General features: G+C 55.6%; 26 protein-coding genes. 11 read left to right on the forward strand and 15 right to left on the reverse strand.

Annotated features, from left to right (window positions below; genetic code table 11):
- Positions 1 to 8: 8 nt before the first annotated feature.
- Positions 9 to 866, reverse strand: coding sequence for a triphosphoribosyl-dephospho-CoA synthase (locus tag CSE01S_RS07555; RefSeq protein ID WP_042286288.1), 858 nt, complete (start codon positions 864 to 866; stop codon positions 9 to 11).
- On the reverse strand, positions 866 to 2,521 hold the full coding sequence (mdcA, locus tag CSE01S_RS07560; protein WP_042286290.1) for a malonate decarboxylase subunit alpha: 1,656 nt from the start codon (positions 2,519 to 2,521) through the stop codon (positions 866 to 868). Before mdcA ends, CSE01S_RS07555 begins: the two co-directional genes overlap by 1 nt.
- Before the next feature lie 250 nt (positions 2,522 to 2,771).
- On the opposite strand from mdcA, the gene CSE01S_RS07565 reads away from it, so the two are divergent.
- Genes CSE01S_RS07565 through CSE01S_RS07575 form a run of 3 tightly spaced genes read left to right on the forward strand, consistent with a single transcriptional unit; the run spans position 2,772 to position 4,933 of the window.
- Entirely contained in the window at positions 2,772 to 3,794 is a 1,023-nt protein-coding gene (locus tag CSE01S_RS07565) for a hydrolase (RefSeq protein WP_042286293.1), read from the forward strand.
- A complete protein-coding gene (locus CSE01S_RS07570; protein ID WP_042286296.1) occupies positions 3,791 to 4,009 on the forward strand; it encodes a YheU family protein in 219 nt (72 codons plus the stop codon). Before CSE01S_RS07565 ends, CSE01S_RS07570 begins: the two co-directional genes overlap by 4 nt.
- A 54-nt stretch (positions 4,010 to 4,063) precedes the next feature.
- On the forward strand, positions 4,064 to 4,933 hold the full coding sequence (locus tag CSE01S_RS07575) for a phosphoribulokinase (protein ID WP_042286299.1): 870 nt from the start codon (positions 4,064 to 4,066) through the stop codon (positions 4,931 to 4,933).
- A gap of 67 nt (positions 4,934 to 5,000) precedes the next feature.
- On the opposite strand, the gene CSE01S_RS07580 is transcribed toward CSE01S_RS07575, so the two are convergent.
- Positions 5,001 to 5,405, reverse strand: coding sequence for an OsmC family protein (locus CSE01S_RS07580; protein WP_042286302.1), 405 nt, complete (start codon positions 5,403 to 5,405; stop codon positions 5,001 to 5,003).
- Between the two features lie 307 nt (positions 5,406 to 5,712).
- Here CSE01S_RS07580 and crp point away from each other — a divergent pair, with 307 nt between their 5' ends.
- Complete coding sequence (crp, locus tag CSE01S_RS07585) at positions 5,713 to 6,345, forward strand: cAMP-activated global transcriptional regulator CRP (protein ID WP_000242758.1); 633 nt, start codon at positions 5,713 to 5,715, stop codon at positions 6,343 to 6,345.
- Between the two features lie 51 nt (positions 6,346 to 6,396).
- Positions 6,397 to 8,484: a YccS/YhfK family putative transporter gene (locus tag CSE01S_RS07590; protein ID WP_042286307.1), complete on the forward strand. Its 2,088-nt coding sequence runs from the start codon at positions 6,397 to 6,399 to the stop codon at positions 8,482 to 8,484.
- A 13-nt stretch (positions 8,485 to 8,497) separates the two neighbouring features.
- Here the strand turns inward: CSE01S_RS07590 and argD are convergent, their stop codons facing one another.
- From argD to ppiA, 5 genes are all read right to left on the reverse strand, one after another.
- Entirely contained in the window at positions 8,498 to 9,718 is a 1,221-nt protein-coding gene (gene argD / locus CSE01S_RS07595; RefSeq protein WP_042286309.1) for a bifunctional acetylornithine/succinyldiaminopimelate transaminase, read from the reverse strand.
- An 85-nt stretch (positions 9,719 to 9,803) separates the two neighbouring features.
- Positions 9,804 to 10,367: an aminodeoxychorismate synthase component 2 gene (gene pabA / locus CSE01S_RS07600; protein WP_042286311.1), complete on the reverse strand. Its 564-nt coding sequence runs from the start codon at positions 10,365 to 10,367 to the stop codon at positions 9,804 to 9,806.
- Between the two features lie 31 nt (positions 10,368 to 10,398).
- A complete protein-coding gene (locus CSE01S_RS07605; RefSeq protein ID WP_042286314.1) occupies positions 10,399 to 11,001 on the reverse strand; it encodes a putative adenosine monophosphate-protein transferase Fic in 603 nt (200 codons plus the stop codon).
- The gene (gene ficA, locus CSE01S_RS07610; RefSeq protein ID WP_042286318.1) at positions 10,991 to 11,158 is read right to left on the reverse strand and encodes a FicA/YhfG family antitoxin; all 168 of its coding nucleotides are present in this window, start codon (positions 11,156 to 11,158) and stop codon (positions 10,991 to 10,993) included. The genes CSE01S_RS07605 and ficA overlap by 11 nt, the downstream gene beginning before the upstream one ends.
- A gap of 106 nt (positions 11,159 to 11,264) precedes the next feature.
- Positions 11,265 to 11,837, reverse strand: coding sequence for a peptidylprolyl isomerase A (gene ppiA, locus CSE01S_RS07615; protein WP_042286322.1), 573 nt, complete (start codon positions 11,835 to 11,837; stop codon positions 11,265 to 11,267).
- 293 nt (positions 11,838 to 12,130) lie between these two features.
- Between ppiA and tsgA the strand changes: the two genes are divergently transcribed.
- The 6 genes from tsgA (at position 12,131) to CSE01S_RS07645 (ending at position 19,229) form a co-directional block, all read left to right on the forward strand.
- Positions 12,131 to 13,312 (forward strand): MFS transporter TsgA, encoded by a 1,182-nt coding sequence (gene tsgA / locus CSE01S_RS07620; RefSeq protein ID WP_042286325.1) that lies wholly within the window; start codon positions 12,131 to 12,133, stop codon positions 13,310 to 13,312.
- Positions 13,313 to 13,638: 326 nt separating this feature from the next.
- On the forward strand, positions 13,639 to 16,182 hold the full coding sequence (gene nirB / locus CSE01S_RS07625) for an NADPH-nitrite reductase large subunit (RefSeq protein ID WP_042286328.1): 2,544 nt from the start codon (positions 13,639 to 13,641) through the stop codon (positions 16,180 to 16,182).
- Positions 16,179 to 16,505: a nitrite reductase small subunit NirD gene (gene nirD / locus CSE01S_RS07630; RefSeq protein ID WP_042286330.1), complete on the forward strand. Its 327-nt coding sequence runs from the start codon at positions 16,179 to 16,181 to the stop codon at positions 16,503 to 16,505. The genes nirB and nirD overlap by 4 nt, the downstream gene beginning before the upstream one ends.
- Positions 16,506 to 16,621: 116 nt before the next feature.
- Positions 16,622 to 17,431 (forward strand): nitrite transporter NirC, encoded by an 810-nt coding sequence (nirC, locus tag CSE01S_RS07635; protein WP_042286332.1) that lies wholly within the window; start codon positions 16,622 to 16,624, stop codon positions 17,429 to 17,431.
- 11 nt (positions 17,432 to 17,442) lie between these two features.
- On the forward strand, positions 17,443 to 18,816 hold the full coding sequence (gene cysG / locus CSE01S_RS07640; RefSeq protein ID WP_042286335.1) for a siroheme synthase CysG: 1,374 nt from the start codon (positions 17,443 to 17,445) through the stop codon (positions 18,814 to 18,816).
- 245 nt (positions 18,817 to 19,061) lie between these two features.
- A complete protein-coding gene (locus CSE01S_RS07645) occupies positions 19,062 to 19,229 on the forward strand; it encodes a YhfL family protein (protein WP_042286337.1) in 168 nt (55 codons plus the stop codon).
- Between the two features lie 70 nt (positions 19,230 to 19,299).
- On the opposite strand, the gene trpS is transcribed toward CSE01S_RS07645, so the two are convergent.
- The 7 genes from trpS to aroK all read right to left on the reverse strand — a co-directional run bounded on the left by trpS (position 19,300) and on the right by aroK (position 25,722).
- Entirely contained in the window at positions 19,300 to 20,304 is a 1,005-nt protein-coding gene (gene trpS, locus CSE01S_RS07650) for a tryptophan--tRNA ligase (protein WP_042286340.1), read from the reverse strand.
- Positions 20,297 to 21,055, reverse strand: coding sequence for a phosphoglycolate phosphatase (gene gph / locus CSE01S_RS07655; RefSeq protein WP_042286343.1), 759 nt, complete (start codon positions 21,053 to 21,055; stop codon positions 20,297 to 20,299). The genes trpS and gph overlap by 8 nt, the downstream gene beginning before the upstream one ends.
- Positions 21,048 to 21,725, reverse strand: coding sequence for a ribulose-phosphate 3-epimerase (rpe, locus tag CSE01S_RS07660; RefSeq protein WP_042286346.1), 678 nt, complete (start codon positions 21,723 to 21,725; stop codon positions 21,048 to 21,050). The genes gph and rpe overlap by 8 nt, the downstream gene beginning before the upstream one ends.
- A gap of 17 nt (positions 21,726 to 21,742) precedes the next feature.
- Entirely contained in the window at positions 21,743 to 22,579 is an 837-nt protein-coding gene (gene dam / locus CSE01S_RS07665; protein WP_042286349.1) for an adenine-specific DNA-methyltransferase, read from the reverse strand.
- Between the two features lie 65 nt (positions 22,580 to 22,644).
- Complete coding sequence (damX, locus tag CSE01S_RS07670; RefSeq protein WP_042286352.1) at positions 22,645 to 23,934, reverse strand: cell division protein DamX; 1,290 nt, start codon at positions 23,932 to 23,934, stop codon at positions 22,645 to 22,647.
- A gap of 97 nt (positions 23,935 to 24,031) precedes the next feature.
- Complete coding sequence (aroB, locus tag CSE01S_RS07675; protein ID WP_042286355.1) at positions 24,032 to 25,120, reverse strand: 3-dehydroquinate synthase; 1,089 nt, start codon at positions 25,118 to 25,120, stop codon at positions 24,032 to 24,034.
- 80 nt (positions 25,121 to 25,200) lie between these two features.
- Positions 25,201 to 25,722, reverse strand: coding sequence for a shikimate kinase AroK (gene aroK / locus CSE01S_RS07680; RefSeq protein WP_042286358.1), 522 nt, complete (start codon positions 25,720 to 25,722; stop codon positions 25,201 to 25,203).
- Positions 25,723 to 25,946: the final 224 nt, after the last annotated feature.

Genomic DNA, 25,946 nt, shown 5'->3' on the forward strand with positions numbered 1-25,946 from the left:
ACATCCTCTTAATGCTTTGAATATGGCGTTTCGACGCGATCGAGAAACAGCGTGGCCGCAAGCAGGTCTGCGGCGCCGCCCGGTGAGGCGTTAAGCGTCAGCATCTGGCGGTCTAACTGCGCCAGCGCCTGCTGCCCCGCGAGCGTTGCGCATCCTCCGGCATTCAGCACCGCCCGGGCGCCGTTCTGCATGGCGTCAAGCCCCTCCATTCCGGCGCGCGACAGCACGCAGGTATCGGTGAGCGAGGTCATTATTGCCATCAGCGCGTCGAGTCTGGCGTGCGTTTCGCTGCTGCCGTTAAGGCGGCTCAGGCGAAGCTGCGGCAGCGCGCGCTGCATGATGTGCGGAAACGCCTGCTGCGCCTCTTCACGCGCGCCGGGCACGCGGTATCGGTGCGTGGCGCGCAACCCCTTGCTGAACACCTTCGGCGCCGCGTCGTCCGGGAGTTTCGCCAGCCGGGCGGCGGTGTTAGCGACGGCCTGCGCGCTGGCATCACCGCCCAGCATCGCCACCGCGCTCACCAGCAGCCCCAGCGCCCAGATCGCGCCACGGTGGGTGTTCACGCCGTCGGTAGCGGCCATCATCTGCTGCTCTCCGTCGCGACCGAGTCGCCCTATGGTTTGCCTGAGGGCAATATCCGCCGGACGCTGCCAGCTTTGCTGCGCCAGCGCCTGAAACGTGGGAGTCAGGCTGTGCGCGGAGCGCTCCATCAGCGCAAGCGATAAATCGTGGTGCGCGCCGTTCCCCCGACTGTCCACCAGACCGGGTTTCGGGCTTAAACGTGCTTCGTCAATCAGACACTGCGTGGCGGTTCGCGCCAGCCATTCGGCACCGCCTTCAACCTGGATCCGGGGCAGAAGTTTCATTACCAGCTCCGGAATTTCGCAGGTGGGTTGTACAGGCCGCCGGACCACTCAACGAGGTCGGCCACGCTGCCCGCCGCCAGCAGAGAGCGGGTGGCATCGGTGCGGCGAATCCCCATATCTTCCGGATAGACTACTTTGCCGCTCTGGCGCAGTTCCGCCACGCGTTTGGCATCCACGCCCAGACCGATATCGGTGATGCCCGCCACGGCGGCGACCATGGCGCGACGCTCTTCCAGATCTTTCGCCCGGTAGAGGTAAGCAATCCCCTCTTCCGTCAGCACGTGGGTCACGTCATCGCCGTAAATCATGACCGGCGCCAGCGGCATACCGGAGGCTTTCGCGACGTCAACGGCGTCCAGTTTTTCCACGAAGGTTGGCTTCACGCCCGCCTGGAAGGTTTCCACCATCTGCACGACCAGTTTTTTACCGCGCTGCATTGGGTCAGGCTCGGTGATCATGTTCAGCCAGGCCGGCGTGGCGTGGCGGCGACCGTGCGGATCGTGGCCCATGTTTGGCGCGCCGCCGAAGCCGGAGAGGCGACCGCGGGTGACGGTTGAGGAGTTAGCGTAGCCATCAACCTGCAGCGTAGAGCCGATAAACATATCGACCGCGTACTGGCCTGCCAGCTGGCAGAAGGCGCGGTTAGACCGCATGGAGCCGTCGGCACCGGTAAAGAACACGTCCGGACGGGCGCGAATGTACTCTTCCATCCCCAGCTCGCCGCCGAAGCAGTGCACGCTCTCCACCCAGCCGCTTTCGATTGCCGGGATCAGCGTTGGATGCGGGTTCAGCGTCCAGTGTTTACAGATTTTGCCCTTCAGGCCGAGCTGTTCGCCGTAGGTGGGCAACAGCAGTTCAATCGCCGCGGTGTTAAAGCCAATCCCGTGGTTGAGGGACTGCACCTGGTGTTCCGCGTAGATGCCTTTAATCGCCATCATCGCCATCAGGATGTGTTCCTGTTTAATCAGGCGCGGGTCGCGGGTGAAGAGCGGCTCAATGAAGAACGGCTTATCCGCCACCACCACGTAATCGATCCACGAGCCCGGAATATCGACGCGCGGCAGGTCACATTCGTCGTCCACCAGCTCGTTCACCTGTGCGATGACGATGCCGTCGTGGAACGCGGCGGCTTCCACCAGCGCCGGGGTATCTTCGGTACTCGCCCCGGTATAGAGGTTACCTTTACGGTCCGCTTTAAACCCGGCAATCAGCGCCACGTTTGGCGCCAGGTCAACATACAGGCGGGAGTAAAGTTCGATGTAGGTGTGAATCGCACCGATTTCGAGCTGGCCATCTTCCAGCAGCTGCGAAATGCGCAGGCTTTGCGTACCGGAGAAGGAAAAATCCAGCTTGCGGGCGATGCCTTTCTCAAAGATATCCAGATGTTCGCTGCGGCCCACGCTTGGCATAATCATGTGCAGGTCGTGCACTTTTTCGGGATTCACTTCAGCCAGCATGCGGGACAGGAAATCTGCCTGCTTCTGGTTATTGCCTTCTAATACCACGCGGTCACCCGGCGCGATCAGTTTTTCCAGCATCGCGGTCAGGTCTGCGGTAGGCAGTACCTTGCCCTGCACCGGTATGGAAGCCAGACGCCGCTGCTTCTCGGTGCGGCGGGTATTCCAGACGCGTGCGGGTGTTTGCCCAGATAACATTATTAACCTCCTGATTCAGCTAATCATTTTGATTGCTTAACACGCTAATGAGTGTGCGCTCTGGTGAGAAAGTCATCAATTAAGCGTAGAGAGGGATCGTTAGCCTGAGAGTAATAATTGAAGTAACAATTTGTGATGAGGATCAACTACTCCATTCCAGACGCCATCCTGAGCTATGCATTTTTCATAAACACAACAGGCAAGTGGCGGTATAGTAGACGGCTGATAATGAGAGACCATCGCAGCCGTTATGAGCCAAATAACTTCGTCAGACCTTCAACTCACCGCCGTAAACTCGCGTGAATTTCGCCCAATGCGTGGTATTCGTAACCGCCATTTGCAGACCATGCTGCCGCGCCTGATCCGCCGCAAAGTGAATTTTGCCCCCCACTGGCAGCGGCTGGAGTTACCTGACGGTGACTTTGTCGATCTGGCCTGGAGTGAAGATCCGGCGTCCGCGAAACACAAACCTCGTCTGGTCGTCTTTCACGGTCTGGAAGGCAGTCTGAACAGCCCGTATGCCCATGGCCTGATTGAAGCGGCGCAAAAACGCGGCTGGCTTGGAGTAGTGATGCATTTTCGCGGCTGCAGCGGCGAGCCAAACCGCATGAACCGTATTTATCACTCTGGCGAAACCGAAGACGGCGCCTGGTTTCTACACTGGCTGCGTCGCGAATTTGGCCACGCGCCAACCGCGGCGGTGGGCTATTCGCTGGGGGGCAATATGCTGGCCTGCCTGCTGGCAAAAGAAGGGAAAAACATCCCGATAGAGGCTGCGGTGATTGTTTCCGCCCCCTTCGTGCTGGAAGCGTGCAGTTACCATATGGATAAAGGCTTTTCCCGCGTTTATCAGCGTTATCTGCTCAATTTGCTGAAGGCGAACGCGTCGCGCAAACTGGCGGCGTATCCGGGCTCCCTGCCAGTCGATCTTGCGCAGTTGAAATCCCTGCGCCGCATTCGCGAGTTTGACGATCTCATCACCGCCAAAATTCACGGTTTTGCCGACGCTATCGACTATTATCGTCAGTGTAGCGCGATGCCCTTACTCAACCGGATCGCCATCCCGACGCTGATCATCCACGCCAAAGACGATCCGTTTATGGATCATCACGTGATCCCCAAAGCCGACGATTTGCCGCCGCAGGTGGAGTATCAGCTAACGGAACATGGCGGACACGTTGGGTTTATCGGCGGCACGCTGCGTCACCCTGAGATGTGGCTGGAGGCGCGTATTCCCGACTGGCTGACAACGTATCTGGAGGTACCAAGATGATGATCCCCTGGCAGGAGCTCTCTCCCGAGACGCTGGACAACTTAATCGAAAGCTTTGTGTTGCGCGAAGGCACCGATTATGGTGAACATGAACGCTCACTTGAGCAAAAGGTCGCCGACGTTAAACGTCAGTTGCAGTGCGGAGAAGCGGTTCTGGTCTGGTCTGAATTGCACGAAACGGTCAACATCATGCCGCGTAAACAGTTCCGCGAATAAGCCTGTATCCTCGGCCGACTATAATAAAAAACCTAACCTACTCATGGAGTTGTTATGTCTGCCAAACATCCGGTGATTGCGGTAACAGGATCCAGCGGCGCGGGGACCACCACCACCAGCCTCGCGTTCCGTAAAATTTTTGCCCAGCTCAACCTGCGCGCGGCCGAGGTGGAAGGCGACAGTTTTCATCGTTATACCCGCCCGGAAATGGACATGGCGATCCGCAAGGCGCGCGATGCCGGACGGCATATCAGCTATTTCGGCCCCGAAGCCAATGACTTCGGCCTGCTGGAACAGACCTTCATTGAATACGGGCAGACGGGCAAAGGCCAGTCGCGCAAATATCTGCATACCTACGACGAAGCCGTACCCTGGAATCAGGTGCCTGGCACCTTCACGCCCTGGCAGCCGCTGCCGGAGCCGACCGACGTCCTGTTTTATGAAGGGCTGCACGGCGGCGTGGTGACGCCACAGCATGAGGTGGCGCGCCATGTGGATTTGCTGGTGGGGGTTGTGCCCATCGTCAACCTGGAGTGGATCCAGAAACTGATCCGCGACACCAGCGAGCGTGGACATTCCCGCGAGGCGGTGATGGACTCCGTGGTGCGCTCAATGGACGATTACATCAACTACATCACGCCACAGTTTTCCCGTACCCACATCAACTTCCAGCGGGTCCCGACGGTGGATACCTCAAACCCATTCGCCGCACGCGGCATTCCCTCGCTTGATGAGAGTTTTGTGGTGATACATTTCCGCAATCTCGAAGGTATCGATTTCCCCTGGCTGCTGGCGATGCTGCAAGGTTCGTTTATTTCTCACATCAATACGCTGGTGGTGCCGGGCGGCAAAATGGGTCTGGCGATGGAACTGATCATGCTGCCGCTGGTACAGCGCCTGATGGAAGGCAAGAAGATCGAATAAGCCTCAATGGCGGCTGGCCCGATTGTGCCATAAGGCAGTCGAGCGCAGCGCCATCAGGTAAAAATTATCAGGCGGCAATGACTTCATACGAGTGGGTAATATTCACCGCTTTTTCCAGCATCAGCGCCACGGAACAATACTTTTCGGCGGAAAGATCTACCGCCCGCGCCACCGCGGCGTCTTTTAAATCATGCCCCGTCACGATGAAATGCAGATTGATGTGGGTAAACAGGCGCGGCGCTTCTTCACGACGCTCGGAGGTCAGTTTTACTTCGCAGTTGGTCACATCCTGACGTCCTTTTTGCAGAATGGAGACCACGTCGATAGCGCTACAGCCGCCCGCGGCCATTAACACCATTTCCATCGGGCTGGGCGCTTTATCTCCCGAATTGCCGTCCATCAGGATCTGGTGTCCGGAAGCCGACTCGCCCAGGAAGGTTAACCCTTCAACCCATTTCACACGCGCTTGCATATTTTTTTACTCCAGTGCGTCAATTTTCCTGACAGATTACGCGTACATAACAATTCTCGCAACGGAAGGCGACCTGCGTCATGCTGAAGCGAGACACCAGGAGACACACGGCTAAAGCTATGCTAAAACAGTCAGGATGCTACAGTAATACATTGACGTACTGCATGTATGCAGAGGACTTCACATTAAAGGCTGCTGTCCGTTATTGACAGCCTCTTCCCAGGAAGCGGGAAGCACATTTTTGCAACCCCAGAGACAGCGCCGTTTTCTGGCTCTGGAGACAGCTTATAACAGAGGATAATCGCGCATGGTGCTTGGCAAACCGCAAACAGACCCGACTCTCGAATGGTTCTTGTCTCATTGCCACATTCATAAGTACCCGTCGAAGAGCACGCTGATTCACCAGGGTGAAAAAGCAGAAACGTTGTACTACATCGTTAAAGGCTCTGTGGCAGTGTTGATTAAAGATGAGGAAGGTAAAGAAATGATCCTTTCTTATCTGAATCAGGGTGATTTTATTGGCGAACTGGGCCTGTTTGAAGAAGGCCAGGAACGTAGCGCATGGGTACGTGCTAAAACTGCATGTGAAGTGGCTGAAATTTCCTACAAGAAATTCCGCCAGTTGATCCAGGTGAACCCGGATATTCTGATGCGTCTCTCTTCCCAGATGGCTCGCCGCCTGCAGGTCACATCAGAGAAAGTCGGTAACCTGGCCTTCCTTGACGTGACCGGTCGTATCGCCCAGACGCTGTTGAACCTGGCGAAACAACCCGATGCAATGACCCACCCGGACGGTATGCAGATCAAAATTACCCGCCAGGAGATTGGCCAGATCGTTGGCTGCTCTCGCGAAACCGTTGGTCGTATCCTGAAGATGCTGGAAGATCAAAACCTGATCTCCGCGCACGGTAAGACCATCGTCGTTTACGGCACTCGTTAATCCCGTCGGAAATGGCGCGTTACCTGGTAGCGCGCTATTTTTGTTTTCCCGATGTGGCGCAGACTGATTTATCACCCTGAGATCAACTACGCACTACGTCAGACGCTGGTGCTCTGTTTGCCCGTGGCCGTCGGCCTGCTGATAGGCCAACTGCATCTGGGCCTGCTTTTCTCCCTCGTTCCCGCCTGCTGTAACATTGCCGGGCTTGATACGCCGCACAAGCGCTTCTTCAAGCGCCTGGTCATTGGCGCCTCGCTGTTTGCCGGGTGTAGCCTGGCGATGCAACTGTTGTTGGCGCAGGCGGTGCCGTTGCCGCTGATTCTGACCGGGTTGACGCTGCTCCTCGGCGTCACCGCGGAGTTAAGCTCGCTTCACGCCCGCCTGCTTCCCGCTTCGCTGATCGCCGCAATTTTTACCCTTAGTCTGGCGGGAAATATGCCAGTGTGGGAGCCGCTGCTGATCTATGCGCTGGGGACATTGTGGTATGGACTGTTTAACTGGTTCTGGTTCTGGTTGTGGCGCGAACAGCCGCTGCGCGAATCGCTAAGCCTGCTGTATCGCGAACTGGCAGATTACTGCGAAGCGAAATACAGCATGCTAACCCAGCACACCGATCCGGAAAAAGCCCTACCGCCGCTGCTGGTGCGCCAGCAGAAAGCGGTTGACCTGATCACCCAGTGCTACCAGCAAATGCATATGCTGTCGGCGCATCACAATAACGATTACAAACGGATGCTGCGCGCCTTCCAGGAAGCGCTGGATCTGCAAGAACATATCTCAGTCAGCCTGCACCAGCCGGAAGAGGTGCAAAAACTGGTCGAGCGCAGCCACGCCGAACAGGTGATCCGCTGGAACGCGCAAACCGTCGCCACGCGTCTGAGAGTGCTGGCGGATGACATTCTGTACCATCGCCTGCCCACGCGCTTCACCATGCAGAAGCAAATCGGCGCGCTGGAAAAGATCGCCAATCAACATCCGGATAACCCCGTCGGGCAGTTCTGCTACTGGCATTTCAGCCGTATCGCCCGCGTGCTTCGCACCCAGCGTCCGCTCTACGCGCGCGATCTGATGGCGGATAAACAGCGGCGGCTTCCGCTGCTACCGGCGCTGAAAAGCTATCTGTCGCTGAAGTCTCCGGCGCTGCGCAACGCCGGACGCATTAGCGTCATGCTGAGTATCGCCAGCCTGATGGGTACCGCGCTGCACCTGCCGAAGCCGTACTGGATCCTGATGACGGTACTGTTCGTGACGCAAAATGGCTACGGCGCAACGCGCGTACGCATTCTGCACCGTTCGGCCGGAACGCTGGCGGGACTCATCGTCGCGGGCGTGACGCTGCACTTTCATATCCCCGAAGGGTATACGCTGCTTTTAATGCTCTTCGTCACCCTGGTGAGCTATCTGATTATCCGCAAAAACTACGGCTGGGCGACGGTGGGGTTTACCGTCACGGCGGTGTACACCCTGCAACTGTTAACCCTGAACGGCGAACAATTTATCATTCCGCGGTTTGTCGATACGATCATCGGCTGTCTGATCGCCTTCGGCGGCACCGTCTGGCTGTGGCCGCAGTGGCAAAGCGGTCTGTTGCGCAAAAATGCCCACGACGCGCTGGAGGCGGACCAGGAGGCGATCCGCCTGATCCTCAGCGACGATCCGCAGGCGACGCCGCTGGCATACCAACGAATGCGCGTCAACCAGGCCCACAACACGCTGTTTAACTCGCTGAATCAGGCCATGCAGGAACCGGGATTTAATACGCACTATCTGGAAGATATGAAGCTGTGGGTCACCCACAGCCAGTTCATTGTCGAGCATATCAACGCGATGACCACCCTGGCGCGAGAACATACAATGCTGACGCCTGATCTGGCCCAACGATATCTGCAATCGTGTGAAATTGCGCTCCAGCGTTGTCAGCAGCGGCTGGAATATGACGGGCCGGGCAGCTCTGGGGATGTGAATATTCTTGAGGCGCCAGAGATGCTCTCCCACGGGCCATTGAGCACGCTGGAACAGCATCTCCAGCGTGTGCTGGGGCATTTAAATACCATGCATACCATTTCGTCGGTGGCCTGGCGCCAGCGACCGCACCACGGGATCTGGCTCAGCCGCCGGTTGCGCGATATGAAAGGCTGACGCTCTATGCGGCCTATTCGCTTACGACTTTCGCGACGGCTTGCGCGAAACGCTGCATTCCTTCGTCGATATCCGCCTCTTCCACCACCAGCGAGGGAGCAAAACGCATCACTTCAGGGCCAGCGTTGAGCACCATCACCCCCGCCTCCGCTGCCGCATACAGGAAATCACGCGCGCGCCCCTTATACTGCGGCTTCAGTTCGGCGCCAATCAACAGGCCCATGCCGCGAATGTCGCTGAAAACGTCAAAGCGTTCATCGATCTGTTGCAGATGCTGAACAAATTTCTGCCGCTTCGTCTGCACCCCACTTAACACGGCTGGCGTACTGATGATATCGAACGCCGCCTCCGCAACCGCACAGGCCAACGGGTTACCGCCATAGGTAGAACCATGCGAGCCCACGTGAAATGCCGAAGCGATATCCTGGGTGGTCAGTACCGCACTTACCGGAAAACCGCCGCCCAACGCCTTCGCGCTGGTCAGAATGTCCGGCGTCACGCCATAGTGCATATAAGCGAACAGATCGCCGGTGCGCCCCATGCCGCTTTGTACTTCATCAAACACCAGCAGCGCCTGATGCTCGTCGCACAGCTTGCGCAGGCCTTGCAGGAATTCCGGCGTCGCCGCCAGCACGCCGCCTTCGCCCTGTACCGGCTCGACCACTACTGCGCAGGTGTGATCGTCCATCACCGCGCTGACGGCGTGGAGATCGTTAAAGGGCACGTGAATGATATCGGCCGGTTTTGGGCCGAAACCATCGGAATACTTCGGCTGACCGCCCACGGAAACGGTAAACAACGAACGACCGTGGAACGCATTATGGAAGGCGATAATTTTGGTTTTGAAGGGGCTATGGCGGACGCATGCATAATGACGCGCCAGTTTAAACGCCGTTTCGTTGGCTTCCGTCCCGGAGTTCATGAACAGCACGCGCTCGGCAAAGGTGGCGGCGATAAGTTTCCGACCCAGACGCAGCGCCGGTTCGTTGGTGAATACGTTACTGGTATGCCAGAGCGTTTCGCCCTGCGCTTTCAGCGCTTCCACCAGCGACGGGTGGCAATGACCGAGCGCGGTAACTGCAATCCCTCCGGCAAAATCGACATAGTCCTTGCCCTGCTGGTCCCAAACCCGGCTGCCTTTACCTTTCACCGGGATAAAGTCCGCCGGTGCATAAACTGGCAGAATGACTTCATCGAAAGTTGCGCGAGTTACTGCCGTTTGTTCAGTTGCCATCTCATGCCCATCCACTTATGCAAAAAACAATGTGAAATAATAATCACAAAATATGCATAAAAAATCACTAAATGGCAACCATAAATCATCGGTTAAGGAAATTAGCCAACAGTTGATGCCCCTGCTCGCTGAGAATACTCTCCGGATGGAACTGAACGCCCTCCAGATCCCAGGTCGTATGGCGAATCCCCATGATCTCCTGCGCCTCGCTCCAGGCGGTGACCTCGAAGCAAGCGGGCAGCGTGGCAGGATCAACAATCAGCGAATGGTAACGGGTTACCCTTAACGGGTTGGCTAATCCCTGAAACACCCCCTGCCCGTTATGGCGGACAGGCGAGGTTTTGCCATGCATCACCTTCGCCGCGCGGACAATCGTTGCGCCGAAGGCCTGCGCCATCGCCTGATGCCCAAGACAGACGCCAAGCATTGGCCGTCGCCCGGCGTAATGGCGAATCGCCGCCAGCGAAATGCCAGCGTCATCAGGCGTACAAGGACCGGGGGAGATGACGATTTTTTGCGGGCCAAGCGCGTCAATCTGCGGCAGCGTCAGCTCATCATTGCGCTTAACCAGCACATCCGCGCCCAGCTCGCAAAAGTACTGGTAAAGATTCCAGGTAAACGAATCGTAGTTGTCGATAAGCAGGATCATGGCGGCTCCGGTACAAGAAAACCGCGCTATTCTACTCAGTTTCCTCGACTTCGCTTACCCCTTTCCGAAATATCGCCTCCAGCGCGCTAAGGTCACCCATCGCCCCTTCCTGATTCGCCTGGTTCCAGCGATCGACCGGAATATCCCGCCAGTGCAGTAAATAGCCCGCGTGGATGGCCAACTGTTCAAAGAAAATACGCTGCGCCATGCCACTGCCGATGCGGAACGGGTGCAGTACGTTGATCTCACAATAGTAATGCGCCAGGCGATTTACAAACTTCTCTTTGGGCAGCCCAACCAGATACCCTTCCTCTTCCAGATCCTGCATCAGGGCGTTGCCTTCTTTCTCGATATACGCGAAATGGCAAAAGCGGGTATCGCCCTGATAAATATCGACCTCGCGCAATTGCCCTGCCCAGTCGAAAACATCCTGGTACAGCTGGCGATGGAGGGCGCATAAATGCGGTAGCCCTCGCTTCAGCGGGCCAAGCTCAATGGTTGCCGCCCGCAGCGCCGTCAGCTCCCATGCCGCCTGCGTCAGCCGCTCCGCCTGGCGGATCCCCAGTCGGTTACGCATGACGTTCAGACCGGGGTAAAGATACGGATCGCGATCGTCGCCGATTTTAGCGCTCATAGTGCCTCCGGAGTTCGTTAAGGCGTGCCAGCGCCTCTGGCGCGGTTAACGTGACTAGCGGGCTGTCGACGCCCTCAAGACGGCGGCTGGCCTGAAAATTGGTATTGCGCTGCTGCTCCCAGAGCCGGGATTTCTGTCTGTCGGTGAGTTTTTTCACTTTACGCCTCCCTGATAGTCTCGTGTCTGCCAAGTATAAGCGGCAAAACGCGGTTACGCAGGAAGGGGAAACAGGCGCGGGCATGAAACACCCGCGCCGAAAGGGATTACGGCAGGACTTTTGCGGAGAGGATAACGACCGGTTTTGTCGGCACATTCTGGTATGGGCCCACATCTTTGGTCTGAACCTGAGAGATCTTATCGGCAACATCCATCCCTTTCACAACTTTACCAAAGACGGCGTATCCGAAGTCGCGCTGGCCGTGATCGAGAAAGGCGTTGTCGGCGACATTGATGAAGAACTGGCTGGTGGCGCTGTCCTTGTCTGCGGTACGCGCCATCGCAATGGTGCCTCGGGTATTACGCAGACCGTTGTCGGCTTCGTTTTTGATCGGCGGATTCGGCTTCTTCTGCTGCATCTGCTCGTTGAACCCACCGCCCTGAATCATAAAGCCTGGGATCACGCGGTGGAACGTGGTGTTGTTATAGAACCCGCTGTTCACGTAATCGACAAAGTTCTGCACTGATACTGGCGCTTTCTGGCTGTTCAGTTCCAGTTCAATATTACCGGCAGAGGTTGTCAGCAGAACGTGCGGATCCCCTTTCGCCGCCAACGCCGCAGGAGAGAGAGCAGAAAGGGCGAAAACAGCTGCGACAGCCGCCAGGGTCGATTTGAGCATGAGAATTCCTTAACGAGAGCGGTAACAAAAAGCAAGTGCTTTGATTCTAAAGAGGCTTCAGAGACAAGGCCATCCCTTTACCTATTTTTACTTACCAGAAACATCTGTAACTTACTGACCGTCAGTCTATGCGTGATTTTGATCACAATAAAAAATGTAACGCACTTATTAATTGCCAATAAAAGTTTAAATGAATCACCAAAGCGCCTAAAATCTGCCCGCTCGTGGCGCAGTCAATGCGCTTTACTTTCTTATACACACAGTTTTCAGGTGCGTATCAACACAGGCCAGTCATGACTAACAGCAACCGCATCAAGCTCACATGGATTAGCTTTCTTTCCTACGCCCTGACCGGGGCGCTGGTTATTGTCACCGGGATGGTGATGGGAAACATCGCAGAGTATTTCAACCTGCCGGTTTCCAGTATGAGTAATACCTTCACCTTCCTGAACGCCGGTATTTTGATCTCCATTTTTCTTAACGCCTGGCTGATGGAAATCGTCCCGCTAAAAACGCAGCTGCGTTTTGGCTTTATCCTGATGGTACTGGCGGTGGCCGGACTGATGTTCAGCCACAGTCTGGCGCTGTTCTCCGCTGCGATGTTCGTGCTTGGCGTGGTAAGCGGTATCACCATGTCGATCGGGACTTTCCTGATCACCCAGATGTACGAAGGCCGTCAGCGCGGCTCGCGCCTGCTTTTTACCGATTCCTTCTTCAGCATGGCGGGGATGATTTTTCCAATGGTTGCCGCCTTTTTGCTGGCCCGCAGCATCGAGTGGTACTGGGTATATGCCTGCATCGGCCTGGTCTATGTGGCGATTTTCCTGCTGACCTTTGGCTGTGAATTCCCCGCGCTGGGCAAACATGCACCGAAAAGCGATACACCGGCAGTAAAAGAAAAATGGGGCATCGGCGTACTGTTTCTCTCCATTGCCGCGCTGTGCTATATCCTGGGCCAGTTGGGCTTTATCTCATGGGTACCGGAATACGCGAAGGGACTGGGAATGAGTCTGAACGATGCCGGTACGCTGGTCAGCAACTTCTGGATGTCTTATATGTTCGGTATGTGGGCATTCAGCGTCATCCTGCGTTTCTTTGACTTGCAGCGCATCCTGACGGTGCTCGCCGGTCTGGCTGCGGTTCTGATGTATCTGTTTATCACCGGCACGCCAGCGCATATGCCGTGGTTTATCCTCGCGCTGGGCTTTTTCTCAAGCGCCATTTACACCACGATTATTACGCTGGGCTCCCAGCAGACGAAAGTGGCGTCGCCAAAGCTGGTTAACTTTGTGCTGACTTGCGGCACCATTGGCACCATGTTGACCTTCGTGGTCACCGGTCCTATCGTGGCGCACAGCGGCCCGCAGGCGGCGCTGTTCACCGCTAACGCTCTGTATGCCGTCGTGTTTGTGATGTGCTTTATCCTCGGTTTTGTCACCCGCCATCGCCGTCACGAGGTGTCCGCGATGCATTAATTCAGTTGCCCGGTAGCGTAGGGTTACCGGGCATCCTGATCTTTCCTGAGCCGGATAAAACGTAACGTGTTGTCGTCCGGTCCGCCTCCCTCTAAGGTCTTAGCGCCTCTCTTCGCCGGGAGTAGCTGGAGATGCTGAAAAACCCCTCATTTTGTACGTTATTTATACAATCGCGAAAAGTCTGACATTTCCGTGACTTATAAAAATCCTGACAAATCAGCAATATACCCCTTAAGGAGTATATAAAGGTGAATTTGATTTGCATCAATAAGTGGGGTTGCTGAATCGTTAAGGTAGGCAGTAATAGAAAAGAAATCGAGGCAAAAATGAGCAAAGTCAGACTCGCTATTATCGGTAATGGTATGGTCGGCCATCGCTTTATTGAGGATCTTCTTGATAAATCCGACGCTGCCAATTTTGATATTACTGTTTTCTGCGAAGAACCCCGCAAAGCGTATGACCGTGTGCACCTGTCATCTTACTTCTCCCATCACACTGCCGAAGAACTCTCTCTGGTGCGTGAAGGCTTTTACGAGAAGCATGGCGTGAAAGTGCTGGTCGGCGAACGCGCTATCACCATCAACCGTCAGGAAAAGGTGATCCACTCCAGCGCGGGCCGCACGGTTTACTATGACAAGCTGATCATGGCCACCGGCTCCTATCCGTGGATCCCGCCGATTAAAGGCTCCGAAACGCAGGACTGCTTTGTCTATCGCACCATTGAAGATCTCAATGCCATTGAGTCCTGCGCCCGTCGCAGCAAACGTGGCGCGGTAGTCGGCGGTGGACTGTTAGGCCTGGAAGCGGCCGGCGCGCTGAAAAACCTCGGCGTGGAAACCCACGTCATCGAATTCGCGCCAATGCTGATGGCGGAACAGCTGGATCAGATGGGCGGCGAACAGCTACGCCGCAAAATCGAAAGCATGGGCGTGCGCGTCCACACCAGCAAAAATACCAAAGAGATCGTCCAGACAGGGACCGAGGCGCGTAAGACCATGCGTTTTGCCGATGGTAGCGAACTGGAAGTCGACTTTATTGTCTTCTCGACCGGTATCCGCCCACGCGACAAGCTGGCGACCCAGTGCGGCCTTGATGTCGCTACGCGCGGCGGGATCGTGATTAACGACGCCTGTCAAACTTCTGACCCGGACATTTACGCCATCGGCGAATGCGCAAGCTGGAACAATCGCGTTTACGGCCTGGTGGCGCCAGGCTACAAAATGGCGCAGGTCGCCGTTGATCATATCCTTGGCAGCGAAAACGTTTTTGAAGGCGCGGATCTGAGCGCTAAGCTGAAGCTGCTGGGCGTTGACGTGGGCGGCATTGGCGACGCGCATGGCCGCACGCCGGGCGCGCGTAGCTATGTTTACCTCGACGAAAGCAAAGAGGTCTATAAGCGCCTTATTGTTAGCGAAGATAACAAAACCCTGCTCGGAGCGGTGCTGGTGGGCGACACCAGCGACTACGGCAACCTGCTGCAACTGGTGCTGAATGCTATCGAACTGCCGGAAAACCCGGACTCCCTGATCCTGCCTGCCCACGCGGGTAGCGGTAAGCCCTCGATTGGTGTGGACAAGCTGCCGGACAGCGCGCAAATTTGCTCTTGCTTCGACGTCACTAAAGGCATGTTGGTCGCCGCCATCAACAAAGGTTGTCACACCGTCGCCGCGCTGAAAGCCGAAACCAAAGCCGGTACAGGCTGCGGCGGCTGTATCCCGCTGGTCACCCAGGTGCTGAACGCCGAACTGGCGAAACAGGGCATTGAAGTGAACAACAACCTGTGCGAGCACTTTGCCTATTCACGCCAGGAGCTGTTCCACCTGATTCGCGTCGAAGGCATCAAAACGTTCGAAGAGCTGCTGGCAAAACATGGAAAAGGTTACGGCTGTGAAGTGTGTAAACCCACCGTCGGTTCCCTGCTGGCCTCCTGCTGGAACGAATACATTCTGAAGCCGCAGCACACCCCGCTGCAGGATACTAACGACAACTTTCTGGCGAATATCCAGAAAGATGGCACTTATTCCGTTATTCCCCGTTCTGCTGGTGGCGAAATCACTCCGGAAGGACTGGTGGCGGTGGGCCGTATCGCCCGAGAATTTAACCTTTACACCAAAATCACCGGTTCTCAGCGTATCGGCTTGTTCGGCGCGCAGAAAGACGATCTCCCGGAAATCTGGCGTCAGTTGATCGAAGCCGGTTTCGAAACCGGTCATGCCTATGCCAAAGCGCTACGTATGGCGAAAACCTGCGTCGGCAGCACCTGGTGCCGCTACGGCGTCGGTGACAGCGTGGGCTTCGGCGTTGAGCTGGAAAACCGCTACAAAGGTATTCGCACCCCGCACAAAATGAAGTTCGGCGTCTCCGGTTGTACTCGTGAATGCGCCGAAGCCCAGGGGAAAGACGTGGGCATTATCGCCACAGAAAAAGGCTGGAACCTGTACGTCTGCGGTAACGGCGGGATGAAACCGCGCCATGCGGATTTGCTGGCGGCGGATATTGACCGTGAAACGCTGCTCAAATATCTCGACCGCTTCATGATGTTCTACATCCGCACAGCGGACAAACTGACCCGTACCGCGCCGTGGCTGGATAACCTGGAAGGCGGCATCGAGTATCTGAAGTCCGTCATTATTGACGACAAGCTGGGCCTGAACGCCCATCTCGAAGAAGAGATGGCGCGTCTGCGCGAAGCCGTGGTGTGTGAGTGGACTGAAACCGTCAATACACCCTCTGCGCAAGTTCGCTTTAAGCACTTCATCAACAGCGATAAACGCGATCCGAACGTCCAGGTCGTGCCTGAACGTGAACAGCATCGTCCGGCCACGCCGTATGAACGCATCCCGGTCACTCTGGTGGAGGAAAACGCATGAGCCAGTGGAAAGACATTTGCCACATTGATGACATCCTGCCGGAAACCGGCGTCTGCGCGCTGTTAGGCGAGGAACAGGTCGCCATATTCCGCCCGTATCACAGCGATCAGGTGTTCGCGATTAGCAACATCGACCCGTTCTTTGAGTCCAGCGTACTTTCTCGCGGACTGATAGCAGAGCATCAGGGCGAACTGTGGGTCGCCAGCCCGCTGAAAAAACAACGCTTCCGCCTGAGCGACGGGTTGTGCATGGAAGACGAAAGTCATTCCGTCGCGCATTACGACGCGCGGGTGAAAGACGGCATTGTGCAGTTACGCGGTTAATTTTTTCGGGAGGCGCAACGCCTCCCTTTTTTGACGTTTTTTTCAATGTTAATTGTGTTCACAACGTCATTTGTGCGGCTGCGCAGAGGCTGAAGTGAAAAGGGATAATCAATACTATGTTTACTGACACTATCAATAAATGCGCGGCTAACGCTGCGCGTATCGCACGCCTGTCGGCAAAAAACCCGCTGGGATTCTGGGTAAGCTCTGCAATGGCGGGAGCCTACGTTGGCCTCGGCATCATCTTGATCTTCACGCTGGGCAACCTTCTTGATCCTTCTGTACGACCACTGGTGATGGGCGCTACCTTTGGCATCGCCTTAACGCTGGTGATCATCGCCGGTTCTGAACTTTTTACCGGGCATACTCTGTTCCTGACGCTCGGCGTCAAGGCAGGCACCATCACCCACGGTCAGATGTGGGCGATTCTGCCGCAAACCTGGCTCGGCAATCTGGTCGGCTCCGTGTTTGTCGCACTGATGTACAGTTGGGGCGGCGGCAGCCTGCTGCCGGTTGATACCAGCATTGTGCACTCCGTGGCGCTGGCGAAAACCACCGCGCCAGCCACGGTTCTGTTCTTTAAAGGCGCGCTATGCAACTGGCTGGTATGTCTGGCGATCTGGATGGCGATTCGCACCGAAGGCGCCGCCAAATTTATGGCGATCTGGTGGTGCCTGCTGGCGTTTATCGCCTCCGGCTACGAGCACTCCGTGGCGAACATGACGCTATTTGCCCTCTCCTGGTTCGGTCACCATAGCGAAGCCTACACCCTGGCAGGAATAGGGCATAATCTGCTGTGGGTGACTCTTGGCAATACTTTGTCCGGTGTCGTATTCATGGGATTAGGTTATTGGTATGCTACGCCAAAATCGGAGCGTCCCGTTCCGGCGAAAATTAACCAAACTGAGAATCTGATCAGTGATTAAGGGGTAATGTCGTGGACCATTTGCCTATATTTTGTCAACTCCGTGACCGCGACTGTTTGCTTGTCGGCGGTGGTGATGTCGCAGAACGCAAAGCGCGGCTGTTGCTGGACGCGGGCGCGCGTTTAACGGTGAATGCGCTGGCGTTTGATCCGCAGTTCACCGTATGGGCAAATGAGGGCATGTTAACCCTGGTCGAAGGGCCCTTTGATGAAACCCTTCTTGACCCCTGCTGGCTGGTGATTGCCGCCACGGATGATGATGCGGTTAACCAGCGCGTCAGCGATGCGGCAGAATTGCGCCGAATCTTCTGTAACGTGGTGGACGCGCCGAAAGCCGCCAGCTTCATCATGCCGTCAATTATCGACCGTTCGCCGCTGATGGTGGCGGTCTCCTCGGGCGGCACCTCACCGGTGCTTGCCCGCCTGCTGCGCGAAAAGCTGGAATCCCTGCTGCCTCAGCATCTCGGTCAGGTCGCACATTACGCCGGAACACTGCGCTCACGCGTGAAGCAGCAGTTCGCCACCATGGGCGAACGCCGTCGCTTCTGGGAAAAATTCTTCGTTAACGATCGTCTGGCGCAGTCGCTGGCTAACACCGACGAAAAAGCAGTGGCGGACGTCACCGAGCAGTTACTTAACGAGCCGTTGGATCATCGCGGCGAAGTGGTGCTGGTGGGAGCAGGACCGGGCGATGCCGGCCTTCTGACCCTGAAAGGACTGCAACAGATCCAGCAGGCCGACGTGGTGGTGTACGACCGTCTGGTGTCAGACGACATTATGAACCTTGTGCGTCGCGACGCGGATCGCGTATTCGTCGGCAAACGCGCGGGCTACCACTGCGTACCGCAGGAGGAAATTAACCAGATCCTGCTGCGCGAAGCGCAAAAAGGCAAACGCGTGGTGCGTCTGAAAGGCGGCGATCCGTTTATCTTTGGTCGCGGTGGCGAAGAGCTGGAAACCCTCTGCCATGCGGGCATTCCGTTCTCGGTGGTGCCGGGAATTACCGCCGCCTCCGGGTGCTCTGCATACTCCGGGATCCCGCTGACCCATCGCGATTACGCGCAGAGCGTCCGTCTGGTCACCGGCCACCTGAAGACCGGCGGCGAGCTGGACTGGGAAAACCTGGCGGCAGAAAAACAGACGCTGGTGTTTTACATGGGCCTGAATCAAGCCGCTACTATTCAACAGAAATTGATCGAATTCGGTATGCAGGCGGATATGCCCGTCGCACTGGTAGAAAACGGCACCGCAGTAAAACAGCGTGTGGTGAAAGGCGAACTCGCACAATTAGGCGAGCTGGCGACGCAGGTAGAAAGTCCTGCATTAATTATCGTGGGTCGCGTCGTCGGATTACGCGAAAAGCTAAACTGGTTCTCCAACCATTAATACTGTCTGAACACGAAGGCCAGCACTGTCTGGCCTTTTTTATTGCCGTCCGGAATAAACGTCCGGAATCATACCTTATTATAACCGCATGAATTTAAAGACATAAGTATTTTACCCCGGTTTATTTCTCCATTCCCTTACTGACGCAAAAAATAGATTACGCTATCGTCGAATCCGGGTGGGGAAAATATATTCACCACCTCTATCATTAGTTAAAAATTATATTTTTTACATAGGAAATGTAAATGAACAAGTTTATTAAAATGGCACTGGTGGGCGCAGCGCTGGCTACCCTGACGGCATGTACGGGTCACGTTGAAAACCGCAATAAAACCTGCTCTTATGACTACCTGCTGCACCCAGCCATTTCTATTTCCAAAATTATTGGCGGCTGTGGTCCAACCGCAGAGTAATAGACTCTGAAAAATTGCGCAGATACAAAAAAACCGGGGCTTCCCGGTTTTTTTCGTTTTTCGCGTGTTATTACGGTTTGGCGACAAACCCAATCGCTTCGTACACCGCTTTTAGCGTTTCAGAAGCCCTCGCGCTGGCTTTTTCAGCCCCCTCTTTCATCACTTTCTGCAGGAACGCTTCGTCGTTGCGGAAACGGTGATAACGTTCCTGAAGCTCGGTCAGCATGCCGGAAACGGCTTCCGCCACTTCGCCTTTCAGATGGCCATACATTTTGCCTTCAAAGTGTTTTTCCAGCTCAGGGATGCTCTGACCGGTGACGGCTGAAAGGATGTCCAGCAGGTTAGATACGCCCGCTTTATTCTGAGTATCGTAACGCACGACCGGCGGCTCGTCGGAGTCGGTCACCGCGCGTTTGATTTTCTTAACCACCGATTTCGGATCTTCCAGCAGACCAATCACGTTGTTGCGGTTGTCGTCTGACTTGGACATCTTCCTGGTCGGCTCCAGCAGCGACATCACGCGCGCGCCTGACTTCGGAATAAACGGCTCAGGCACTTTGAAGATCTCGCCATACAGCGCGTTGAAACGCTGCGCAATATCGCGGCTCAGTTCGAGGTGCTGTTTCTGGTCTTCGCCGACCGGAACCTGGTTAGTCTGATACAGCAAAATATCGGCTGCCATCAGCACCGGATAATCAAACAGACCGGCGTTGATGTTTTCGGCGTAGCGCGCAGACTTGTCTTTAAACTGGGTCATGCGGCTCAATTCACCGAAATAGGTGTAGCAGTTCAGCGCCCAGGCCAGCTGCGCGTGCTCCGGCACGTGAGACTGAACAAAGATGGTGCTTTTCTCAGGATCGATACCGCACGCAAGGTACAGCGCCAGGGTGTCCAGCGTCGCTTTGCGCAGTTGCTGTGCATCCTGACGCACGGTGATGGCATGCTGGTCAACGATGCAGTAGATACAGTGGTAGTCATCCTGCATGTTCACCCACTGACGCAGCGCACCCATGTAGTTGCCAATGGTCAATTCACCTGAGGGCTGTGCGCCACTAAAAACGATGGGCTTAGTCATTTTTCGATTCCTGATTTTCGCTATGCGGAAGCCCGAGAGCGGGCAGAAGTTCATTTATGCGGTCGTACATTAGGTCAGGCTGGCTCAGAGAGATCGGCTCGCCGTAGTTATAGCCGTAGGTGAGTCCTGCTGACGGGCAACCTGCCGCTTTTGCAGCCTGAATATCATTACGCGAATCCCCGACAAAGAGCAATTGCTCAGGCGAAATACCGAGCTTACTTGCCACCATCAGCAGCGGATCCGGATGCGGTTTTTTGTTTTTCACGTCGTCACCGCCGATAACCACGCTGAAATATTTGCTGATATCCAGCGCGTCCAGCAGCGGCGCGACAAACGGCGTCGGCTTGTTGGTCACCAGACCTAACGGCAGCCCTTTCGCGTGCAGCGCGCCCAGCGTGTCGGCGACATCAGGGAATAAAAACGTCCCTTCTTCAGCCGCATCGCCATAGTATCTGTCGAACAGCTTGCGCAGAATGCGGACCTGTTCTTCGGCGGGGATATCATCATCGACGGGGGGTTTGCCCTGGGACTGACGTAACGTGGCGCGCTCCTGACGGGCCCAGGCAAGCGCACGCGCCATTAATACGTCCGCGCCGTTACCTATCCAGGCGATCACGCGTTCTTCGCCTGCCGTCGGCAGTTCCAGCGCGTACAGCGCCATATCCACCGCGGCGGTTAATCCCGGCGCGCTGTCGACCAGCGTGCCGTCGAGGTCGAAGGCGACGCCCCGAATATCCTGCAATTTATCCATGACTTACCTTTGCCAGTTCACGGCGCATTTCATCAATGACTTTTTTGTAGTCAGGCTGATCGAAAATAGCGGAGCCTGCAACGAACATATCTGCTCCCGCCGCCGCGATTTCACCGATGTTGTTTACCTTCACCCCACCGTCAACTTCGAGACGAATGTCGTAGCCGGACTCATCGATACGGCGACGCACTTCACGCAGCTTGTCCAGCGTTTGCGGAATAAACGACTGGCCGCCAAAACCCGGGTTTACGGACATCAGCAGGATCACATCCAGCTTATCCATCACGTAATCGAGATAACTCAGCGGCGTTGCCGGGTTGAAGACCAGACCCGCCTTACAGCCATGTTCTTTAATCAGTTGCAGCGTGCGGTCAACGTGTTCAGAGGCTTCCGGATGAAAAGTAATAATGCTGGCGCCTGCGGCGGCAAAGTCCGGGACAATGCGATCAACCGGCTTCACCATCAGATGCACGTCAATGGGTGCGGTAATGCCGTATTTGCGCAGAGACTTCAGCACCATCGGGCCGATAGTCAGGTTGGGGACGTAGTGGTTGTCCATCACATCGAAATGCACGACATCCGCACCGGCAGCCAGTGCTTGTGCGGTGTCCTCACCCAGGCGGGCAAAATCAGCCGACAGAATTGAGGGGGCAATCAAATACTGTTTCATCCGCTTCTCCTTGAGAATTATTTTTTCGCGGGTGAAACGACTCCTGGTTTGTACAGAGCCAGCAGTTCGTCCACCTTTTTACGTGTGCCGCCGTTGCTGCTTATACTGCGTCGCACTTTGACCTGAAAATGTTTTGCCGCTTTATACCACTCACGCGTATCGGGCGTGTCGTGGTTCGAAATTAGCACCGGGATCCGCTTACTGACCAGCTTTTCCGCCATCTGAGCCAGGTGCGCCTGCTCTTTGGGACTGAAGCTATTGGTGTGGTAAGCGGTAAAATTCGCCGTCGCCGACAGCGGCGCATAAGGCGGATCGCAATAGACAACCGAATTGCTATCCGCGCGATTCATGCACTCTTCATAAGAGAGGCAATGAAACTCTGCATTCTGCGCTTTTTGGGCAAAGTGATACAGCTCAGCTTCCGGGAAGTAAGGTTTTTTATAACGGCCAAAAGGGACGTTAAATTCACCGCGCAGATTGTAACGACACAGGCCATTGTAGCCATAGCGGTTCAGATACAGAAACAGCACCGCGCGACGGAAGGGATCTTCACTGGAATTGAACTCCTCGCGCAGTTGGTAGTAAACCTCAGCGAGATTTGTTTCGGGCGTAAACAGCTCGCGGGAAGCCTGAACGTACTCGTCGGTACGTGTTTTCACAATGTTGTAGAGGCTGATAAGGTCACTGTTAATATCGGAAAGGATATAACGCGAAAAGTCGGTGTTGAGAAACACCGACCCGGCCCCAACGAAGGGTTCGACCAGACATTCGCCCTTTGGTAAATGCCTTTTAATATCATCCAGCAGGGGGTATTTTCCCCCTGCCCACTTCAGAAAAGCGCGATTTTTTTTCATGCTGACTAACTAATTACACCTTCTCCGGCTGTGGAGAAAGCTCCGACAGCATCCTGCGCTTAACATTACTTGAGATCGGCTTGAACCTGATGCAACGGTTTAGCCCACGGATTTTTTGCCTGCACATCGGCTGGCAGCGTAGACACTGCGCGTTTTGCCTCGTCCTTCGAGGCATAGACGCCCGTTACAAGAACATACCACGGCTGACCATTACGCGTCGTCTGATATACCACATAGTTTTTCAGATTCTCTTTCTTCGCCCAACCGTTCAGGTTGTCGTAGTTAGAAGAACTGCTCAACTGCAGCGTGTAATGACCGGACGGCGCTGACTTGAGAGAACCGACGTTACCGGTGCTTTTTGTTCCACCGGCGCTCCCTGTCGTTGCCGCTGACGTGGTCTGAGCCGGGGCGGCTTTCTGCACAGGCGTGGCGCTCGCCGTGGCCTTAGGCGCTGTCGTCGCGGCTGGCGCGGACGTCGCCGGTTTAGACGTTGCTGTCGGTTCGGTACGCTTCGGCTGGGTCACCGGCTTTGGTTCTGCTGGTGTCGCTTTCGCGGTTGCCTGCGGTTTCTTCGGCTCAATCACCGCCTGCTTCCGCTCCGGACGGGACGGCGTCGGACGTTCCGCTGTCGGCGCGGTTGCCGTCTGACGCGGCGTATTGCCGTTACGAACCGGCGCCACGGTAGCGGGTTCAGTCGGCAGCGTCGAGTTCACCACCACATTGTTCATCTGTTCCTGACCCTGCGGCTGGGTCAGCGCATTATTCAGGTCACCCTGAACTTCAACACGCTGCTGGCCTTCTGCCGTGGCTGGCGCCTGACCCTGCGTTGGCGTTGAGGAGATCGGCGGCAAAGAGACGTCCTGCGGGGAATTCCCTGCGGTCTGCTCGGCGGATGTAGCGCCTGGCGCAGGCTGCGCCCCGTTAGCCTGGTCTGCGGCATTGCCGGAAAGATCGATGCTCTTCTCGCCTGAGGCCGTTTGTGCGTTGGAAGAAGGCGTGGATGGCGCTTTCAGCGCGGAGCCAATTCCGATGATCAGCAGCAACAGCACCAGCACCCCTACGCCCATCATCATGTACTGACGGGAAGCGGGTTTACTGGCCGCTTTTTTACGCTTACGTGGACGACGCTCAACGCGTTCTTCATCCACACTTTCGTCATCGGATTCGTATTCTTCTGGTTCCGGCTCATCAAGACGCTCTTTGCGTCCGCGAGTGGGACGACGATCGTCCGCGTCCAGATCAACATCATCAAAGTTGATCTGCGGCTCACCGCGTTCAGAAGATTGACGAGAACGACCAGGGCGACGATCGCTGGGATCGGGTTTCAGCTCGTCTTCTGGTTTGAATTCATCCATTTAACACCCCACTCAAAGGTTAATGCTTACTACGTTGCACCAAACCTGAATTTAAATGGCCGATACGTGTGCCGTATCAGTCCGACCTTTCTTGTTGTTACGCCTGCTGGCAATCAGCGATAGCGTTAAGAACCACCTCATGCGACACTCCGCCGCGGACTTCACTTTTCCCTATCGCCAGCGGAAGCACTAAGCGTATTTCTCCCGCTAACACTTTTTTATCACGCAGCATGTGCGGCAGGTAAGCCTGCGCGGACATGTCTCGCGGACCGTGAACCGGCAATCCGGCGCGCTCAAGTAAGGTGATAATGCGCTGCGTCTCTGCTGGCGTAAACTGCCCGAGCCGTTCCGAAGTGCGCGCCGCCATTACCATACCTGCTGCGACCGCTTCACCGTGTAACCAATTGCCATAACCCATTTCAGCTTCAATAGCATGGCCGTAGGTGTGTCCCAGATTGAGTAAAGCACGTAAGCCGGTTTCGCGCTCGTCTGCTGCGACAACTTCGGCTTTCAGCTCACAACAACGACGAATACAGTACGCCATCGCCGGGCCGTCGAGACGCAGTAACGCATCCAGGTTTTCTTCCAGCCAGCGGAAAAATTCACCATCAAGGATGATGCCGTATTTGATCACTTCCGCAAGGCCAGACGCCAGCTCGCGCGCGGGCAGCGTTTTCAGGCAGTCGAGATCCACGACCACGGAGGCGGGCTGATAAAACGCGCCGATCATATTCTTGCCGAGAGGGTGGTTGACGGCGGTTTTACCGCCAACGGAGGAGTCAACCTGCGACAGAAGCGTCGTTGGAACCTGAATGAAGCGCACGCCGCGCTGATAGCTGGCGGCGGCGAAACCGGTCAGATCGCCAATCACGCCGCCGCCAAGGGCGACCAGTGTCGTATCACGACCGTGCGGTTTTTGCAGCAAGGCGGTAAACACGGTATCCAGCACCGTCAGGCTTTTATACTGCTCGCCGTCAGGCAGGATGACGCTATCAACGTTGACACCCGCATGTTCAAGTACGCTGCGAATCTTATCAAGATAGAGGGGAGCCAGGGTTTCGTTGGTGACCAACATAACCTGATCGCCCGATTTCAGCGGTAAGAAAGAAGCCGGTTCGTCAAACAAACCAGCCGCGATGGTGATAGGGTAACTACGTTCCCCGAGAGTGACGGTGATCCTCTCCATGACGCGACATCCACCTTAATAGCTAATACCCGCTTACCGAGTGTGTATTAAGAGCCTAATGGGCCAGGCTCAAGCCGGAATCAGTTGTTTTCCAGCATATGAATGATCTGATTTGCAACGACTTTCGCGCTCTGATCGTCGGTACGAATGGTGACGTCAGCAATCTCCTCGTACAGTGGATTGCGTTCGTCGGCCAACGCTTCCAGAACTTCGCGAGGCGGCGCTTCCACCTGCAACAGCGGACGTTTTTTATCGCGCTGCGTACGCGCAAGTTGTTTTTCGATGGTCGTTTCGAGGTAAACCACGACGCCACGCGCGGAAAGACGATTACGGGTTTCACGTGATTTAACAGAGCCACCGCCGGTTGCCAGCACAATACCCTGTTTTTCCGTCAATTCGTTAATGACTTTCTCTTCACGATCGCGGAAGCCGTCTTCACCTTCTACGTCGAAGACCCAGCCCACATCAGCTCCGGTGCGTTTCTCAATCTCTTGATCAGAATCGTAAAATTCCATATTGAGTTGTTGAGCTAACTGGCGCCCAATGGTGCTTTTTCCGGCACCCATAGGCCCAACCAGAAAGATATTGCGTTTCTCTGCCATTTTTTCGGTACTACTAAGACTGATCGTTAATGATAAACCCGCTTCGCCGACACTGAGCGCAGCAGGACATGAACTGAAACCTCATAAGATATTGCGAGAGTCAGACTGAAAATTATCTCAATACTCAAGCGGGTTTGGCAACTGAATAAATCACCAAACCAGATTGTAGACAACCCGAGTCAGCGTTGCCGGACGGCGATGAGAAGTACCGACTCTCAAATCGG

This window comes from Citrobacter sedlakii NBRC 105722 (assembly GCF_000759835.1).
In the GTDB taxonomy this organism is placed as follows: domain Bacteria; phylum Pseudomonadota; class Gammaproteobacteria; order Enterobacterales; family Enterobacteriaceae; genus Citrobacter_A; species Citrobacter_A sedlakii.

Coding starts and splice junctions, on each gene's coding strand:
- mdcA (WP_042286290.1), bottom strand. CDS start 2,521: ATGTTATCTGGGCAAACACCCGCACGCGTCTGGAATACCCGCCGCACC.
- rpe (WP_042286346.1), bottom strand. CDS start 21,725: ATGAAACAGTATTTGATTGCCCCCTCAATTCTGTCGGCTGATTTTGCC.
- damX (WP_042286352.1), bottom strand. CDS start 23,934: ATGGATGAATTCAAACCAGAAGACGAGCTGAAACCCGATCCCAGCGAT.
- CSE01S_RS07645 (WP_042286337.1), top strand. CDS start 19,062: ATGAACAAGTTTATTAAAATGGCACTGGTGGGCGCAGCGCTGGCTACC.
- nirC (WP_042286332.1), top strand. CDS start 16,622: ATGTTTACTGACACTATCAATAAATGCGCGGCTAACGCTGCGCGTATC.
- nirD (WP_042286330.1), top strand. CDS start 16,179: ATGAGCCAGTGGAAAGACATTTGCCACATTGATGACATCCTGCCGGAA.
- CSE01S_RS07605 (WP_042286314.1), bottom strand. CDS start 11,001: ATGAGCGCTAAAATCGGCGACGATCGCGATCCGTATCTTTACCCCGGT.
- aroK (WP_042286358.1), bottom strand. CDS start 25,722: ATGGCAGAGAAACGCAATATCTTTCTGGTTGGGCCTATGGGTGCCGGA.
- crp (WP_000242758.1), top strand. CDS start 5,713: ATGGTGCTTGGCAAACCGCAAACAGACCCGACTCTCGAATGGTTCTTG.
- CSE01S_RS07580 (WP_042286302.1), bottom strand. CDS start 5,405: ATGCAAGCGCGTGTGAAATGGGTTGAAGGGTTAACCTTCCTGGGCGAG.
- pabA (WP_042286311.1), bottom strand. CDS start 10,367: ATGATCCTGCTTATCGACAACTACGATTCGTTTACCTGGAATCTTTAC.
- CSE01S_RS07590 (WP_042286307.1), top strand. CDS start 6,397: ATGTGGCGCAGACTGATTTATCACCCTGAGATCAACTACGCACTACGT.
- argD (WP_042286309.1), bottom strand. CDS start 9,718: ATGGCAACTGAACAAACGGCAGTAACTCGCGCAACTTTCGATGAAGTC.
- CSE01S_RS07555 (WP_042286288.1), bottom strand. CDS start 866: ATGAAACTTCTGCCCCGGATCCAGGTTGAAGGCGGTGCCGAATGGCTG.
- dam (WP_042286349.1), bottom strand. CDS start 22,579: ATGAAAAAAAATCGCGCTTTTCTGAAGTGGGCAGGGGGAAAATACCCC.
- nirB (WP_042286328.1), top strand. CDS start 13,639: ATGAGCAAAGTCAGACTCGCTATTATCGGTAATGGTATGGTCGGCCAT.
- CSE01S_RS07575 (WP_042286299.1), top strand. CDS start 4,064: ATGTCTGCCAAACATCCGGTGATTGCGGTAACAGGATCCAGCGGCGCG.
- CSE01S_RS07570 (WP_042286296.1), top strand. CDS start 3,791: ATGATGATCCCCTGGCAGGAGCTCTCTCCCGAGACGCTGGACAACTTA.
- tsgA (WP_042286325.1), top strand. CDS start 12,131: ATGACTAACAGCAACCGCATCAAGCTCACATGGATTAGCTTTCTTTCC.
- trpS (WP_042286340.1), bottom strand. CDS start 20,304: ATGACTAAGCCCATCGTTTTTAGTGGCGCACAGCCCTCAGGTGAATTG.
- ppiA (WP_042286322.1), bottom strand. CDS start 11,837: ATGCTCAAATCGACCCTGGCGGCTGTCGCAGCTGTTTTCGCCCTTTCT.
- CSE01S_RS07565 (WP_042286293.1), top strand. CDS start 2,772: ATGAGCCAAATAACTTCGTCAGACCTTCAACTCACCGCCGTAAACTCG.
- aroB (WP_042286355.1), bottom strand. CDS start 25,120: ATGGAGAGGATCACCGTCACTCTCGGGGAACGTAGTTACCCTATCACC.
- gph (WP_042286343.1), bottom strand. CDS start 21,055: ATGGATAAATTGCAGGATATTCGGGGCGTCGCCTTCGACCTCGACGGC.